The organism is Streptomyces luteolifulvus (assembly GCF_008806595.1).
GTDB classification, from domain to species: Bacteria; Actinomycetota; Actinomycetes; order Streptomycetales; family Streptomycetaceae; genus Streptomyces; species Streptomyces luteolifulvus.
On the sequence record NZ_VZRB01000006.1, the window covers coordinates 124956 to 139293 of the forward strand.

Annotated in this window: 14 protein-coding genes; 6 read left to right on the top strand and 8 right to left on the bottom strand. The window is 70.8% G+C overall.

The genetic code is table 11. The features are described from left to right. Positions 1–84: 84 nt before the first annotated feature. Positions 85–681: a suppressor of fused domain protein gene (locus tag F7R91_RS11065; RefSeq protein ID WP_150947110.1), complete on the bottom strand. Its 597-nt coding sequence runs from the start codon at positions 679–681 to the stop codon at positions 85–87. Between the two features lie 446 nt (positions 682–1127). Here F7R91_RS11065 and F7R91_RS11070 point away from each other — a divergent pair, with 446 nt between their 5' ends. Both F7R91_RS11070 and F7R91_RS11075 read left to right on the top strand, forming a co-directional pair. Then, positions 1128–2246, top strand: a complete 1119-nt coding sequence (locus F7R91_RS11070) for a magnesium and cobalt transport protein CorA (protein ID WP_150947112.1) — start codon at positions 1128–1130, stop codon at positions 2244–2246. A gap of 23 nt (positions 2247–2269) precedes the next feature. Continuing rightward, positions 2270–2779: a hypothetical protein gene (locus F7R91_RS11075; RefSeq protein WP_150947114.1), complete on the top strand. Its 510-nt coding sequence runs from the start codon at positions 2270–2272 to the stop codon at positions 2777–2779. A gap of 26 nt (positions 2780–2805) precedes the next feature. Here F7R91_RS11075 and F7R91_RS11080 read toward each other — a convergent pair whose 3' ends face one another. Then, positions 2806–3546: a hypothetical protein gene (locus F7R91_RS11080; RefSeq protein ID WP_191971436.1), complete on the bottom strand. Its 741-nt coding sequence runs from the start codon at positions 3544–3546 to the stop codon at positions 2806–2808. 211 nt (positions 3547–3757) lie between these two features. Here F7R91_RS11080 and F7R91_RS11085 point away from each other — a divergent pair, with 211 nt between their 5' ends. From F7R91_RS11085 to F7R91_RS11095, 3 genes are read left to right on the top strand one after another with little or no spacing between them, the layout of a single operon-like run. Next, complete coding sequence (locus tag F7R91_RS11085) at positions 3758–5044, top strand: magnesium transporter MgtE N-terminal domain-containing protein (RefSeq protein ID WP_150947116.1); 1287 nt, start codon at positions 3758–3760, stop codon at positions 5042–5044. Beyond that, positions 5034–5654, top strand: a complete 621-nt coding sequence (locus F7R91_RS11090; protein ID WP_150947117.1) for a DUF1003 domain-containing protein — start codon at positions 5034–5036, stop codon at positions 5652–5654. Before F7R91_RS11085 ends, F7R91_RS11090 begins: the two co-directional genes overlap by 11 nt. Positions 5655–5697: 43 nt before the next feature. Next, the gene (locus F7R91_RS11095) at positions 5698–6831 is read left to right on the top strand and encodes an Mrp/NBP35 family ATP-binding protein (RefSeq protein ID WP_150947119.1); all 1134 of its coding nucleotides are present in this window, start codon (positions 5698–5700) and stop codon (positions 6829–6831) included. A 50-nt stretch (positions 6832–6881) separates the two neighbouring features. Here the strand turns inward: F7R91_RS11095 and F7R91_RS11100 are convergent, their stop codons facing one another. From F7R91_RS11100 to sigE, 6 genes are all read right to left on the bottom strand, one after another. After that, entirely contained in the window at positions 6882–8060 is a 1179-nt protein-coding gene (locus tag F7R91_RS11100) for an acyltransferase family protein (RefSeq protein ID WP_150947121.1), read from the bottom strand. Between the two features lie 213 nt (positions 8061–8273). Continuing rightward, entirely contained in the window at positions 8274–8930 is a 657-nt protein-coding gene (locus tag F7R91_RS11105) for a hypothetical protein (RefSeq protein WP_150947123.1), read from the bottom strand. Positions 8931–9159: 229 nt separating this feature from the next. Further along, positions 9160–9624, bottom strand: a complete 465-nt coding sequence (locus F7R91_RS11110; protein WP_150947125.1) for a sec-independent translocase — start codon at positions 9622–9624, stop codon at positions 9160–9162. Positions 9625–9838: 214 nt separating this feature from the next. Then, positions 9839–11560, bottom strand: coding sequence for a trypsin-like peptidase domain-containing protein (locus tag F7R91_RS11115; protein WP_150947127.1), 1722 nt, complete (start codon positions 11558–11560; stop codon positions 9839–9841). A gap of 108 nt (positions 11561–11668) precedes the next feature. After that, positions 11669–12676, bottom strand: coding sequence for an anti-sigma factor family protein (locus tag F7R91_RS11120; RefSeq protein WP_150947129.1), 1008 nt, complete (start codon positions 12674–12676; stop codon positions 11669–11671). After that, the gene (gene sigE, locus F7R91_RS11125; RefSeq protein ID WP_150947131.1) at positions 12673–13371 is read right to left on the bottom strand and encodes an RNA polymerase sigma factor SigE; all 699 of its coding nucleotides are present in this window, start codon (positions 13369–13371) and stop codon (positions 12673–12675) included. Before sigE ends, F7R91_RS11120 begins: the two co-directional genes overlap by 4 nt. A gap of 235 nt (positions 13372–13606) precedes the next feature. On the opposite strand from sigE, the gene F7R91_RS11130 reads away from it, so the two are divergent. Beyond that, positions 13607–14305, top strand: coding sequence for an O-methyltransferase (locus tag F7R91_RS11130; RefSeq protein WP_150947133.1), 699 nt, complete (start codon positions 13607–13609; stop codon positions 14303–14305). Positions 14306–14338 lie beyond the last annotated feature (33 nt).

Here is a 14338-nt window from a genome sequence, read left to right on the forward strand (position 1 = left end):
TCCCTACGACGGAACGGGCAGCTCACCGTCTTTGCCAACTGACGCTTTCCGGCCCCCCGTTGGTGAGCTTGCTCACTTTCCCCGTCAGTCCAGCGGAACCGGCCGGCGCGACGGATCCCGCAGATCCGTCCCGTTCGCAAGCCAGCGTTCCTGAAGCGCCTCAGCGCCGTGCACGCGCTTCCAGGCCGCCTCGTTCGGGGTCATCGGCAGCAGCGGCAGGAACCGTACGGGATCGAGGGGCTCGTCGAGTTCCAGGTCCTCGACCAGACCGCCCGGCTCGGCGACCAGCACCGAGGTGAACGGGGCCGAGGGCCACAGGGGTTCACCGACGTCGAGGGAGGCGCCGGGAGCCACCACCACACCTTCGACCTGCGGGGACGCGGCCAGAACGGCGAGCGGGCGCAGTACCTTGTCGGTCTCCGCGAGGCCGCCCCGTACGGACAGGATCAGCTCGGCGCGAGGTCCCGCGACCGGGTCGGCCAGCATCGCGGTGGGGTCGCTCATCGGCTGTGCGGACATGCCGAGGGTGGCGTAGCGGACGACGGGTCCCTCCGGGCCGGTGTCCTGGAAGCGCAGCACCTCGATCCGTTCCGTGCCGAGGAAGGTGACGGCGGCGCGGGCGTTCGGTTCGCCCAGCGCGGAGCACAACCGGGCCTCGACCAGAGGGAGAACATCAGCCATGCCGCGAGCATAGAACTCGTCAGTACCGGGCAAAGCAGCGCCTTGACACTTCTGTCGGCTGATACTCTTGCCCGGTGGTTCGGGGCAGCACGCAGAAGCGTCGCGATCGGGTCCCGACGCCGATGAGACTCCCCTACGGGGGACCGGCCGGAGGAGGTGGGGCTGCGATGGACCGAAGTCGGCCGTGCAGTACCACCCGCTCTTCCGGCCGCTGATGTAGCTGCTCTTGCTCTAGCCGGCTGCCACCTCTCGCGTTCGCGTCTTCACACGGAAGAGCACTTCGTTTCGTTTTGCCTGATCTGAGTCAGTGACGAAGCGCGCCACCGCGACGGTGCGGTGCTCCCCGCTTTGTGGACGTGCCAAACATCCGCAGTCAGGACGTCCCCATTCCGGGTAGTTCCACCCGTCGTAGCGGCCTTTCGTTGCCCGTTGCGAAGGAGCCTGCCATGTCGATGATCCGTGACCTGCGTGCCGTCGTCCGCCCGTCCCGCGTCTCGCTGCGCAAGGACAACAGCGCCTACGACACCACCCGCGACCCCTCGACACCCTCCGCCGTGGTCGACTGTGCCGTCTACCGCGACGGCGCCCGCGTCACGACACCGAAGCCGCTGACCCCGCACGAGGCGATGCGCCAGGTGCGCCGGGAAGGCGGGTTCGTGTGGATCGGTCTGCACGAGCCGACCGAGGCCGAATTCTCCGGTATCGCCGGCGAGTTCGGGCTTCACCCGCTGGCCGTGGAGGACGCGGTCCAGGCCCACCAGCGGCCCAAGCTGGAGCGGTACGACGACTCGCTCTTCACCGTCTTCAAGACCATCCACTACGTCGAGCACGACCAGCTCACGGCCAACAGCGAGGTCGTCGAGACCGGCGAGGTCATGTGCTTCACCGGACGGGACTTCTTCATCACCGTCCGGCACGGCGGGCAGGGCTCGCTGCGGGCGCTCAGGCACCGGCTCCAGGACGACCCCGAACTGCTCGCCAAGGGCCCCTCGGCCGTGCTGCACGCGATCGCCGACCATGTCGTCGACGGCTATATCGCGGTCGCCGACGCGGTGCAGGACGACATCGACGAGGTCGAGACGGAGGTGTTCTCGCCGGGGCGCAGGGGCGGGGTCTCGCGCGGTGTGGACTCGGCGCGGATCTACCAGCTCAAGCGCGAGGTGCTGGAGTTCAAGCGGGCGGTCTCGCCGCTGCTGCGGCCCATGCAGCTGCTGAGCGAGCGGCCGATGCGGCTGATCGACCCGGACATCCAGAAGTACTTCCGGGACGTCGCCGACCACGTGGCCCGGGTGCAGGAGCAGGTCATCGGCTTCGACGAGCTGCTGAACTCGATCCTCCAGGCCAACCTCGCGCAGGCGTCCGTGGCCCAGAACGAGGACATGCGGAAGATCACCTCCTGGGCCGCGATCATCGCCGTGCCCACGATGGTGTGCGGGGTGTACGGCATGAACTTCGAGCACATGCCGGAACTGCACTGGCGTTACGGCTATCCGCTGGTCCTGGGCGTCACGGTGATGCTGTGCCTGGGCATCCACCGCACCCTGAAGCGGAACGGCTGGCTGTGAAGGCGCCTGGATAGGCTGGGACCATGACACGCGAGCTGCTCGACCAGGCCCTCGTCGAGGAGGCCACGAAGAAGTCCGGCCTCATCTGGGTCAAGGGGCCCGTGGGCCCGGCCCGGGCGCTGTGGCACGTCTGGCACGAGGGTGCGGCGTGCCTGGTCGGCGACGGGCCCGGTGAGCAGCCGCTGCCGGGTCTGGCCGACGGGGCGGGCGCCGAGGTGACGGTCCGCAGCAAGGACAAGGGCGGCCGGCTGGTGTCGTGGGCGGCGAAGGCCGTGGAGCTGACGCCGGGCTCGCCCGAGTGGGAGGCGACGGTCGCCGAGCTGAAGGGCAAGCGCCTGAACGCCCCTGACGGCGAGGCCATGACGGCGCGCTGGCAGCGCGAGTGCAGGGTGCTCCGCCTGGAGCCGACGGGAGTGCGGGCGCCGTTGCCCGACGGCAGCCTGGCCGAGGCGCCGCTGCCGTCGCCGGCGACGACGCGTCAGCCGATCCCGGCGGGTCTGCACCGGCTGCTGCTGAAGAAGAAGCGGAAGTAGAAGGAAAGGAGAAGGCAGGAGGAGATTCAGGACGTCGGGAGCTGCTTGCCGTAGTCCACCGTCTCGTTCTTCGCCGGTTCCTTCACCGTGAAGTCCTTGCCCCAGTCCGAGAAGCTGAGCGTTCCGGCGCTGCCCGCCCGTACCAGGCGCAGCGGATACGGCGTGCCTTCCAGGGAGACGTCGAGGGTGCCGCCGGAGCCCTCGTCGCCGGTGATGCGGACGGTGCGGACGCCAGCCCGCTCGTGGCGGCCGTCCGTCGCCAGCTTGCCGTGCAGCGTCAGCAGACTGTCGAGGAGGACGTCCTTGTCCGTGAAACCGCTGAACTTCTGGTACGCGGGGTCGCCCTGCGGCACCTTCACGAACTTGCCGTCGAGCTTGTCGGCGGCCCCCGGTTCCGCGTCGTCGCCCGCCTGGCTCCAGAAGCTCGCGTCCGCCTTCAGATACAGCTGATCACCGACCCGCAGCAGCCGGAAGGCCACCCCGTCCGAGGTGACCGAACCGCTGCCGCCGTCGGCCTTGAGCCGCATGTCGATTCGGTAGGTGCGCCCGCTGGTGACCACGGTTCCGGACAGCCGTACCGCCTCGGCTGCCTCGGCGGCCGTACGGGTCCTGGACTGGATCCGGTCGGCCGGGAGTTTGCCGACCCCGTTGGTGCCGGCGTCCGGGTCGTCACTGCATCCCGTCAGCCCCGTTCCCGTCACGGCAAGGACGCACACCGCACCCGCCAGGGCGGCCCTGCGGGTACGGCGCCGGGGAATCGCAGTCACAGTTGGGGCTGCCTTTCTGACGGGGGTCCGGAGCGGCGTACCGCAGCGTACCGGGGCCCCGGCGGCTGAGCGGAGCCAGTCCGTCCGGACCGACCACCAGGGCGTATCCGAACAGGACGGGCTAGCCTGAAGCCCACCCGAGCGGGCAATTCGGAAACGAAGCACCCTACGTAACCCCGGTTCGAACCCCGTACGCAAAGGAGGCGCAGCCATGGCAGCGGGCGCCCCCCGGATCTTCGTCTCGCACCTCGCCGGCGTCGCCGTCTTCGATCCGAACGGCGACCAGGTGGGCCGCGTGCGGGATCTGGTCGTCATGCTGCGGGTCGGGCGGAAGCCCCCCCGGGTGCTCGGACTGGTCGTCGAACTCTCCACCCGGCGCCGCATCTTCCTGCCCATGACGCGGGTGACGAGCATCGAGTCCGGCCAGGTGATCACCACCGGCGTGCTCAACGTCCGCCGCTTCGAGCAACGGCCCACCGAGCGGCTCGTCTTCGGCGAACTGCTCGACCGGCGCGTCACTCTCGTCGAGACCGGCCAGGAGGTCACGGTCCTCGATGTGTCGGTGCAGCAGCGGCCGGCCCGCCGGGAGTGGGAGATCGACCGGGTCTTCGTACGCAAGGGAGGCAAGGGCGGCGCGTTCCGGCGCAAGGGCGAGACACTGACCGCCGAGTGGTCCGCCATCACCGGCTTCTCCCTGGAGGAGCACGGGCAGGGCGCCGAGAGCCTGCTCGCCACCTTCGAGCAGCTGCGCCCCGCCGACCTCGCGAACGTCCTGCACCATCTCTCCGCCAAGCGGCGCGCCGAGGTCGCCGCCGCCCTGGACGACGACCGCCTCGCCGACGTCCTGGAGGAACTCCCGGAGGACGACCAGATCGAGATCCTCGGCAAGCTGAAGGAGGAGCGCGCCGCCGACGTCCTGGAGGCGATGGACCCGGACGACGCCGCGGACCTGCTCGCCGAGCTCCCGGAGGAGGAACAGGAGCGACTGCTGATGCTGATGGAGCCGGACGAGGCCGCCGATGTGCGCCGGCTCATGGCGTACGAGGAGAAGACCGCCGGCGGGCTGATGACCACCGAGCCGATCGTCCTGCGGCCGGACGCCACCGTCGCCGACGCGCTCGCCCGCGTCCGCAACCGCGACCTGTCGCCCGCCCTCGCCGCGCAGATCTATGTCTGCCGCCCGCCCGACGAGACCCCGACCGGCAAGTACCTCGGCACCGTGCACTTCCAGCGTCTGCTGCGCGACCCGCCGTACACCCTGGTCAGCGCGATCATCGACGACGACCTGCAGACGCTGGAGCCGGACGCGGCGCTGCCGGTCGTCGCCGGGTTCTTCGCGACGTACGACATGGTCGCCGCCCCGGTCGTGGACGAGTCCGGGTCGTTGCTGGGCGCGGTGACCGTGGACGATGTGCTGGACCACCTGCTGCCGGAGGACTGGCGGGAGACGGAGTTCCATCTCGACGGGGACGAGGGGGTGGCTCCGCATGCCCCATGAGCGGTCTCATGACAAGGTTCACGACACGCCCCGCGAGCGGACGCCCATGGGCGCCACCGCCGCCACCCGGCCCCGCCTCCGGCTCGACCAGCCGCGGCCCCCGCGGCGCCGGCTGCTGCCGGAGTGGGACCCGGAGGCCTTCGGGCGGCTGTCCGAGCGGGTGGCCCGTTTCATCGGCACCGGCCGGTTCCTCGTCTGGATGACGGTCGTCATCATCGTGTGGGTGCTGTGGAACGTCTTTGCCCCGCGTGACCTGCGCTTCGACAACTATCCGTTCATCTTCCTGACGCTGATGCTGTCGCTTCAGGCCTCCTACGCGGCCCCGCTGATCCTGCTCGCGCAGAACCGGCAGGACGACCGCGACCGGGTCAACCTCGAACAGGACCGCAAACAGAATGAGCGGTCGATCGCGGACACCGAGTATCTGACCCGCGAGGTCGCCGCGCTGCGGATCGGCCTCGGGGAGGTCGCCACCCGAGACTGGATCCGCTCCGAGCTCCAGGACCTGGTCAAGGAGGTCGACGGACGGCGTGACGGTCATCACGGTCACGAGGGCCATGTCGTATTCCCGGCAGAACGGCCGCACGGACGTGACGTAGACGACCGCTGACAGGCTTTCCGGGGGCCGTGTGCGGCGCCGTACCATCGTCCTTATGGTTACGGAAGACGCGGTGCGCGAAGCGCTGGCGACGGTGAACGACCCCGAGATCCAGCGGCCCATCACCGAGCTGGGGATGGTCAAATCGGTGGAGATCGGCGCGGACGGAACGGTCGCGGTCGCCGTGTACCTGACGGTCTCCGGCTGTCCGATGCGCGACACGATCACGCAGCGCGTGACGGAGGCGGTCTCCCGGGTCGAGGGCGTCACCCGCGTCGACGTCGAGCTCGACGTGATGAGCGACGAGCAGCGCAAGGAACTGGCGACCGCGCTGCGCGGCGGCCAGGCCGAGCGCGAGGTCCCCTTCGCCAAGCCGGGCTCGCTGACCCGCGTGTACGCGGTCGCCTCCGGCAAGGGCGGCGTCGGCAAGTCGTCGGTGACGGTGAACCTGGCGGCGGCGATGGCGGCCGACGGTCTGAAGGTGGGGGTCGTCGACGCCGACATCTACGGCCACTCGGTGCCGCGCATGCTGGGTGCCGACGGCCGTCCGACCCAGGTCGAGAACATGATCATGCCGCCGTCCGCGAACGGTGTGAAGGTCATCTCGATCGGCATGTTCACCCCGGGCAACGCGCCGGTCGTCTGGCGCGGCCCGATGCTCCACCGTGCGCTGCAGCAGTTCCTGGCGGACGTGTTCTGGGGCGACCTGGACGTGCTTCTGCTCGACCTGCCGCCGGGCACGGGCGACATCGCCATCTCCGTGGCCCAGCTGGTCCCGAACGCCGAGATCCTGGTCGTCACCACTCCGCAGCAGGCGGCCGCGGAGGTCGCGGAGCGGGCCGGCTCCATCGCCGTCCAGACCCATCAGAAGATCGTGGGTGTGGTCGAGAACATGTCCGGCCTGCCCTGCCCGCACTGCGGCGAGATGGTCGACGTCTTCGGCACGGGCGGCGGCCAGTTGGTCGCCGACGGCCTCAGCAGGACCACGGGCACCAATGTCCCGGTGCTCGGCAGCATCCCCATCGACGTCCGTCTGCGCGAGGGCGGCGACGAGGGCAAGCCGGTCGTCCTGACCGACCCGGACTCCGCGGCGGGGTCCGCGCTGCGGGCGATCGCGGGGAAGCTCGGCGGGAGGCAGCGCGGTCTGTCCGGGCTGTCGCTCGGAATCACGCCGAAGAACAAGTTCTAGGCGACGCGCACGGAAAACCCCGGGGCAATCGCCCCGGGGTTTTCCGTGCGTCACTGCACCGGACTCGCCGGACGGTCCGTCACCGAAACGGGGCCGGCCGCGGCCCGGGGCCTGCTCCAGTGCTTCATCGCGGGGCGCTCGACGCACCGGTACAGGACGGTGGCGAGGGCCAGGGTGAGCGCCCAGGCGAGCACGCACAGGCCGAGACCGGCCGCCCAGCCGAACGGCTTGTGGCCCACCAGGTACCGGCTGCCGCCCACGAGCACACTGGCCTGCAGCAGATAGAAGGCGAAGGAGATCTCGCCGAGCCATGTCATCGTCCGGCCGCGGAACGGCGACCGGCTGCCCCGCAGGTCGGCAACCGCGGCGGCGGGCACCAGCAGGCCGATCGGGACGACCCAGACGGCGGTCAGGGCGTACAGATACGGGATCTGGAGCGCCACGGCGTAGGCGACGGCGCACAGGGCGATCGCCGTGGGCAGCCTGACGCCGATCCACCGGTCGGTGAGCACGATCCGGGCCAGCAGCATGCCGAGCACGAACTCCAGCATCCGCACCGGCGGCAGCTGGTAGACGAACCAGTTCTGAACGGTGCTCGCCTGCCAGCCGGGTATGCCGATCTCGCCCGGCAGTACGGCGTAGGCGAAGGCCGGGACGGCCCAGACGGCGGCGACGAGCGCCAGGACCCAGCCCCACAGACGCGTCGCGTCGATCTTCCTGACGGCGCGGTGCAGCAGCGGGAAGCACAGGTAGAAGACAAGCTCGCAGCCGAGCGACCAGCTGGGTGCGTTGACGCCGAAGGAGATCGCCGGGTCCCAGGACCAGGTCTGCACGAGCAGCAGATTGGGCAGCCACTGCTGCCAGCTCGTGGTGGTGGCCGCGGCGAACGCCAGCAGGGCCACGCCGAACGTCACGAGGTGGTTGGGGAAGAGCTTGACCAGACGGCGGCGCAGGAAACGGCCGGCGCCGTCGCCGGGGCGGGCCGACCAGGTCAGGATGAAGCCGCTGAGGACGAAGAAGAACGCGACGCCGAGGCCGCCGGCGACGCCGAAGAACCGGGCGCCCCGCTGGGCGGTCTCGCCGCCGAACGGCGTCAGCTGAGGCCCTGTCACGTGGTAGAGGAACACCGCCGTCGCGGCGAGGAACCGCAGTCCCGTCAGGGACGGAAGGCCGGACAGACGGCGCTGTCCGGCCTTCTTCGGTGCAGATGCGTGGACGTGGACGGTCACGATCGTCTCCTTAGGCTTGCCGCGCGCACCGGCGCATAACGAAAGACCGCGCGGCGGACCTGATGAGGTCCGCCGCGCGGTTCAGTGGTTTCGTCGAGGGGTGCAGGCGATCCGGAAAAGGACACGGATCCACCGCCGCCGGAATCGTGACAGTGCCGATTCCCCGGCGTCAACCCTTCGTCGGCGGTGGCGGGGCTTCCGCCTTCGCGCCCGTCACGCGTACACGGAGATGTCCTTGATCATCGCGAAGCCGAGGCCGTAGGCGCTCATCCCTCTCCCGTACGCCCCCACGTGCACGCCTTCCTGAGTCGACCCCGCCAGCACCCAGCCGAACTCGGACTCCCGGTAGTGGAAGGGCGTCGGCACGCCGTCGACCGGCAGGGACAGCGTGGACCAGGCCGGGCCGTCGAGATCGTCGGCGAGCGCCCAGGCGGTCTCGGTCTGCTGCTCCAGCCAGTCGTCGCGCAGCGAGTGGTCCATCTGGCCGGGCCAGGTGAAGGACAGCAGCCCCACCCCCGCGAGCCAGGCCGCCGACGACACCGAGGTGGCCTCCAGAAGGCCGGTGCCGTCCGCGCTGCGGCGTACGGGGTTGGCGGCGACGGTGACCACGACGGCGAACTTCTCCCGCTCCTCCGTGCCCTCCGTGCGTACGGAGGGTTCGTCGCCGTGCCCGATCGAACCGTGCTCGACGGCCCCGTCGGCCGCCGTACCCACCTGCATCAGCCAGCGCGGCCCCGTGAAGGCCTCGTCGAGGCCGTACCACGGGAAGGGCGCCAGCAGGTAGCCGTCGACCGTGCGCCGGGCGGAGGGGACCTGCTGTGCGCCCTCCGCGGCCGGCGCCTGCGCGACTGCCTGACTCGTGGTCTCCATGTGCCCGGACGCCTCCTCGCTCTCGTCGGACCGGAGGGCCCGCCCCCCTTCGGGCGGCGTCGCTCGTTTGCGTACGGTCCGCGCAACAACTTGGCAGCATAGCCACCCCGCTCGCGGCAGCCGGGAAACCAACGGGCTCGTGGGTCGCTCTGGGGGGTGGGTTCAGGCCGTAGGAGGCTCCGGCCGGAGTATGAAACGCGTCACGTCACACCGGGTGAGTGACCGTGGTTCAGGTGGCGTCCGCGTCGAAGGGCGGGCGGTCGTCGCCGCTTTCGGGCTTCTTGGTCATGTTCGGACCGCCGCCGGGGGACGAGGAGGAGGACGAAGAAGACGACGAAGAAGACGAAGAGGTGGACGAGGACGAGTCGGTGTCGCGCGCGTGGACCGCGTCCGTGACCTCGGCCATCTCCTTCTTCAGGTCGAAGCCGTTGCGGATCTCCTTGAGCCCCAGCTCGTCGTTGTCCAGCTGCTTGCGGATGAACGTCTTGGGGTTGAGGTCCTCGAACTCGAAGTCCTTGTACTCCGGGCCGAGTTCCTGCCGGATGTCGTGCTTGGCGCTCTCCGAGAACTCGCGGATCTTGCGCACCGTCCGCATCACGTCCTGGATGACCTTCGGGAGCTTGTCCGGACCGAAGACGAGCACGGCGAGGACGACGAGCGTGACAACCTCGAGCGGTCCTATGTCATTGAACACCTGAAGCTCCTTGCGATGTCCTCGGTCCTCGGCCCTCGGTGGTCTGTGCTGTCGTCCGTGGTCCGGGCCGCCTCCACGGTACCCGGCGATCGCCTACGACCGGTACTGTCCCGAGCGCTCCGAGTGCGCGTCCGCGGCGGGATTTCCCGGTTGTTCGCCTTGTGGGACCGGGTGCTCGGCGGTCGAAGCGGCCCCGCTGTGAACGTGGAGTGATTCACCGGTTTCCGTCGGAGGAACCGAGCACCAGCGAGATCTTCCTCTCCTTGCCGTCGCGCTCCAGGGTCAGCTCCAGCCGGTCGCCCGGGCGGTGGGCGCGGGTCTTGACGATCAGCTCCTCGCCCGAGTGGACACGGCGGCCGTCGACCTCGGTGATCACGTCGCCGGGCTCGATCCCGGCCTTGTCGCCGGGGCCGCCCTCGGTGACCGCGGGGCCGCCGTCCCCGCCCTTCGTGCCCACGCGCGCGCCGTCGCCCGTGTAGTCCATGTCGAGGGTGACACCGATGACCGGGTGGGTCGCCCTGCCGGTGTTGATCAGCTCCTCGGCGACACGTCTGGCCTGGTTGACGGGGATGGCGAAGCCGAGCCCGATGGAACCGGCCTGCCCGCTGTCCGGGTCCGAGCCGCCCGCGGCGGAGCGGATGGCGGAGTTGATGCCGATGACCCGGGCCTGGGCATCGAGGAGGGGTCCGCCGGAGTTGCCCGGGTTGATCGGGGCGTCGGTCTGCAGCGCGTCCACGTACGAGACGTCGCTGCCGTCGCTGTCGCCTCCGGCGGTGATCGGCCGCTGTTTGGCGCTGATGATGCCGGAGGTGACGGTGCCCTCCAGGTCGAAGGGGGCGCCGATGGCGACGACGGGGTCGCCGACCTGGACGTTGTCGGAGTTGCCGAGCGTCATGGGCTTGAGGCCGGTGACGCCGGTGACCTTGACGACGGCGAGGTCGTAGCCGCTGTCCCGGCCGACCACCGTGGCCTTGGCCGTGTCCCCGCTGTGGAAGGTCACCGATATGTCGCCGTCGGCGCCGGCGGGCTCCACGACATGGTTGTTGGTGAGGATGTGGCCCCGGTCGTCGAGGACGAAGCCGGTGCCGGTGCCCGACTCCGCGGTGCCGGAGACATGCAGGGTCACCACGCTGGGCAGCGCCCGGGCCGCGATGCCGGCCACGCTGTCCGGAGCGCGACCGATGGGCTCCGCGCCGGCCTGCGGCAGCTCCACGTCCCCGAGTCCGCCGTTGCGCTCCAGATACGCCCCGGTGATCCCGCCGACGCCCCCGGAGACGAGCGCGAGCAGCACGGCCCCGCCGATGAGCGCCTTTCTGACCCGCCCCCGCCGCTGGTCCCGGGTGGCGACGGCCGCCCCGTTCTGCTGGAGGGGGGCGGGGACGGGGGCCCAGGGGTCGTAGTTCTGCCACGGGGTGCTGAGGGGCGACGGGGGCGGAGCCGGTGCCTGCGGCGGCGGCAGCGCCGTGCCCTGAGGGGGTGTGGCCGCCGGGTGCTGTACTGGCGGAGCGGGCGCCCAGGGGCCCGGCCGGCCGTACGGCGGGGTGCTGTAGGGGTCGGGGGCGTGCAGGGGCGCGGGGCGCTCGGCAGTGGGCGTGGCGGGCGTGGCCCGCCGCTCCACGGGAGCCTCGCCGCGCAGTGCCCCGGTGGAGTGGGCAGGCAGCGGCACCGCTTCCGCCGGTTGTGCCGCTTCCGCCAGTTGTGCCGGTTGTGCCGGTTTCGGTCGCTCGAGTTCGTAGTCGCCGTCGTCATGGCCGTCGTCGCCGTCGGCCCGCGGCCGTTCCCCGGTGTCAGGCAATGCAGTGCCCGGCGACAGTTCGGCAGCCCCGCCCGGCGTCACCACGTCCGGCGCAGGTGCCGCACCCTCCGCCGGCCCCGGGGGGTCCTGCGGCCGAGGACGGCTCCACCACTTCACCTTCGTGGGCTTCCCCTCGTTCATGCTCTCCCCACAGCTGGCCACGGCACGGCACAACTCATCGGCGGTGACCGCGATTCGTCGACTTCCCTGGGATTCAACCAGGTTCGCGGACCGCCGCGCAGAGGCCGGTCAGCGGGAGGACGCGGAGGAGGGAGGGGAGGAAGGAGAGGAGGTCGCGTCTTGGACGGGTGGGGCGAACAGACCGGGGGCCGGGAGGTCCGGTGCGGACCACGAGGTGAGGCTGAGCGGTGAGGTGGCGAGCGGACGTATCAATGGGGACATGGCGGCAGCCCCGGCCACCACCGGCGTCGTCAGCGTGTGCACCGCCTTGTCGGCCCGGGCCCCGCCGGTGGCAGAGATCCCGGGCAGCACCGGTGCGGACACCTCGGTCGGGGCCACCGGGGTGTCGCGGGAGGACCGCTGGCCCTGTCCCTGTGCGAGCAGCGGGCCGGCACCTCGGCGGCGCTGGTTCTCGGGTGCGGTGGCCGCTCCTGTGCCCTGGGGGCGGGCCGGGGTCATGTTGCTTCCGGCGCCCGTGCCGCCGCGTGAGTCCGCGGCCGGGTCGACGGTCGCGCCCGTCGTGACACCGCCCAGTGCGATCGCGGCCAGGGACACGGCCCCGGCGGCGACGAACGCGAAACGCAGGCCGCGCGAGGCCGACCGCTCCGCCTCGTGACGGCTGACGTCATGGATGCGGAAGCCGGGGTCCGCCGAGGCGGCGGCCGGCAGGACGGAGCCGTGCGACCGGACGGGGACGTAGCCGAACTCGAAGCGGTCGCCGCGCTTCAGCCCGAAGACTCCCAGGGCGCCGTCGGCCCCGGGGCGTCCGGACAGTCCGTCGAAGCCTTCCCCGCCCAGCGGCGTATCGCCGCCGGCGGGATCACCCCCTGCGGGGAGCCCCTGAAGGCGCGCCAGGAAGCTCTCGGAGGGCGGGGGTGGGGCCGCCTCCGCGAAGACGTTCTTCAGTCGGCGCTGAGCGTCGGCCTCGGCCTTGCACTTGGGGCAGGTGGCCAGGTGTGCGAGGACGCGGTCGCGTGAGTCATGACCGAGCTCGCCGTCCACCAGGGCGGAAAGCCGGTCTCCCAGATGCGTCTCGGCCAGGAGCCTCTCTGCGGGATTCGGTCGTGTGCCACTCACGCGGTCGCGCCCCCTCCTCCCAGAGCGGGTACCCGGGCCATGAAGGAGCGGCGCTCCGCTCGGGCTTCCGGCGAACGGTGCGCGAGGGCCTTGCGCAGCTGGGAGCGGCCGCGGTGGATACGGGACCGGACGGTGCCGAGCTTGACGCCCAGGGTCGCGGCGATCTCCTCGTACGACAGCCCCTCGATGTCACACAGGACGACCGCGGCCCGGAACTCCGGGGCGAGGGTGTCGAGGGCCTGCTGGACGTCCGCGTCGAAGTGCGCGTCGTTGAAGACCTGCTGCGGGGAGGGCTCGCGGCTGGCCAGGCGCTCGGCCGCGTCCTCGCCGAGGGCGTCGAAGCGGATGCGCTGCTTGCGGCGGACCATGTCCAGGAAGAGGTTGGTGGTGATGCGGTGCAGCCAGCCCTCGAAGGTGCCCGGAGAGTACGTCGACAGGGAGCGGAAGACCCGGACGAAGACCTCCTGGGTGAGGTCCTCCGCGTCGTGCTGGTTGCCGGTCAGCCGGTAGGCGAGCCGGTAGACCCGGGCGCTGTGCGTGCTGACGATCTCCTCCCAGGTGGGAGGAGTCCACGCCGGCCCGTCCGCGTCGGTCGTGAAAGTCGCGGTCTGGGCGTCAGCGGCGTGACGGTGGTCAGCAGCGGTGTCGTTCACGGATTTCGGCCTGCCCGCCGATCCGAGGAAGCGCCGGAGCACTCCTCCCCGATCCACAGGCGCAGCCGCACCTCCCCTGTCGGCTCTGGTGGTGTCCAGTGGAGCCCCTACCATAGCCACCTCGCCCGTTAGCTCCGGATAAGCGGTTTTACGAGAATTTGATCTGTGCTGATACGGCTCGTGCGGCTGCGTCAGCACTTGCAGGAGCCCTTGCTCGTCATCGTGATCCAACCGTGTCCGCCCGTGTCGTCTTCCACCCTTCTAAACGCCCGGTCCCATCAGCGGGTTCCCGGCAGCAACGGATACAGTCACGCCCAGGCAACCACGGGGACAGGAGAGGGTCATTACCGGCAACCGGCAGACGAGCTGGGCGTTCGCCGACGCCTATGTCGCCGAGGACGAAGCGCTGCGCTGGGCCCGTGACCGGGCCCGTGAGGCAGGGCTGCGCTCGGTGTCGCCCGGCACGGGCGCCGCGCTGCGGTTGCTGGCCGCCTCCGTGGACGCGAAGGCGGTCGCGGAGATCGGCACCGGCACCGGCGTCTCCGGCATCCATCTGCTGCACGGCATGCGGCCGGACGGGGTGCTGACCACGGTGGATCCGGAGCCGGAGCACCAGCAGTTCGCCCGTCAGGCGTTCCGCGCGTCCGGTTTCGCCAGCAACCGGGCCCGCTTCATCCCGGGCCGCGCCCTGGACGTCCTGCCCCGGCTCGCGGACGCGGGCTACGACCTGGTGTTCTGCGACGGCGACCGCCTGGAGTTCCTCGACTATCTCGCTGAATCGTTGCGCCTGCTGCGCGCCGGTGGCCTGGTCGTCTTCGAGGGCGTCTTCGCCAATGGCCGCACGGTGGGCTCGGGGCCGCAGCCCACGGAAGTACTCCGGCTGCGGGAACTGCTGCGCACGGTGCGCGAGAGCCAGGATCTGGTGCCGTCCCTGCTGCCGGTGGGCGACGGGCTGCTGTGCGCGGTCAAGCGCTGACGGAGCGGTGAGGGGCGGCGACAGACAGCGACC

What these genes read in the sequence shown, in the direction of transcription:
- F7R91_RS11065 (WP_150947110.1), bottom strand. Translation starts at nt 681, where the DNA reads ATGGCTGATGTTCTCCCTCTGGTCGAGGCCCGGTTGTGCTCCGCGCTG.
- F7R91_RS11070 (WP_150947112.1), top strand. Translation starts at nt 1,128, where the DNA reads ATGTCGATGATCCGTGACCTGCGTGCCGTCGTCCGCCCGTCCCGCGTC.
- F7R91_RS11075 (WP_150947114.1), top strand. Translation starts at nt 2,270, where the DNA reads ATGACACGCGAGCTGCTCGACCAGGCCCTCGTCGAGGAGGCCACGAAG.
- F7R91_RS11085 (WP_150947116.1), top strand. Translation starts at nt 3,758, where the DNA reads ATGGCAGCGGGCGCCCCCCGGATCTTCGTCTCGCACCTCGCCGGCGTC.
- F7R91_RS11090 (WP_150947117.1), top strand. Translation starts at nt 5,034, where the DNA reads ATGCCCCATGAGCGGTCTCATGACAAGGTTCACGACACGCCCCGCGAG.
- F7R91_RS11095 (WP_150947119.1), top strand. Translation starts at nt 5,698, where the DNA reads ATGGTTACGGAAGACGCGGTGCGCGAAGCGCTGGCGACGGTGAACGAC.
- F7R91_RS11105 (WP_150947123.1), bottom strand. Translation starts at nt 8,930, where the DNA reads ATGGAGACCACGAGTCAGGCAGTCGCGCAGGCGCCGGCCGCGGAGGGC.
- F7R91_RS11115 (WP_150947127.1), bottom strand. Translation starts at nt 11,560, where the DNA reads ATGAACGAGGGGAAGCCCACGAAGGTGAAGTGGTGGAGCCGTCCTCGG.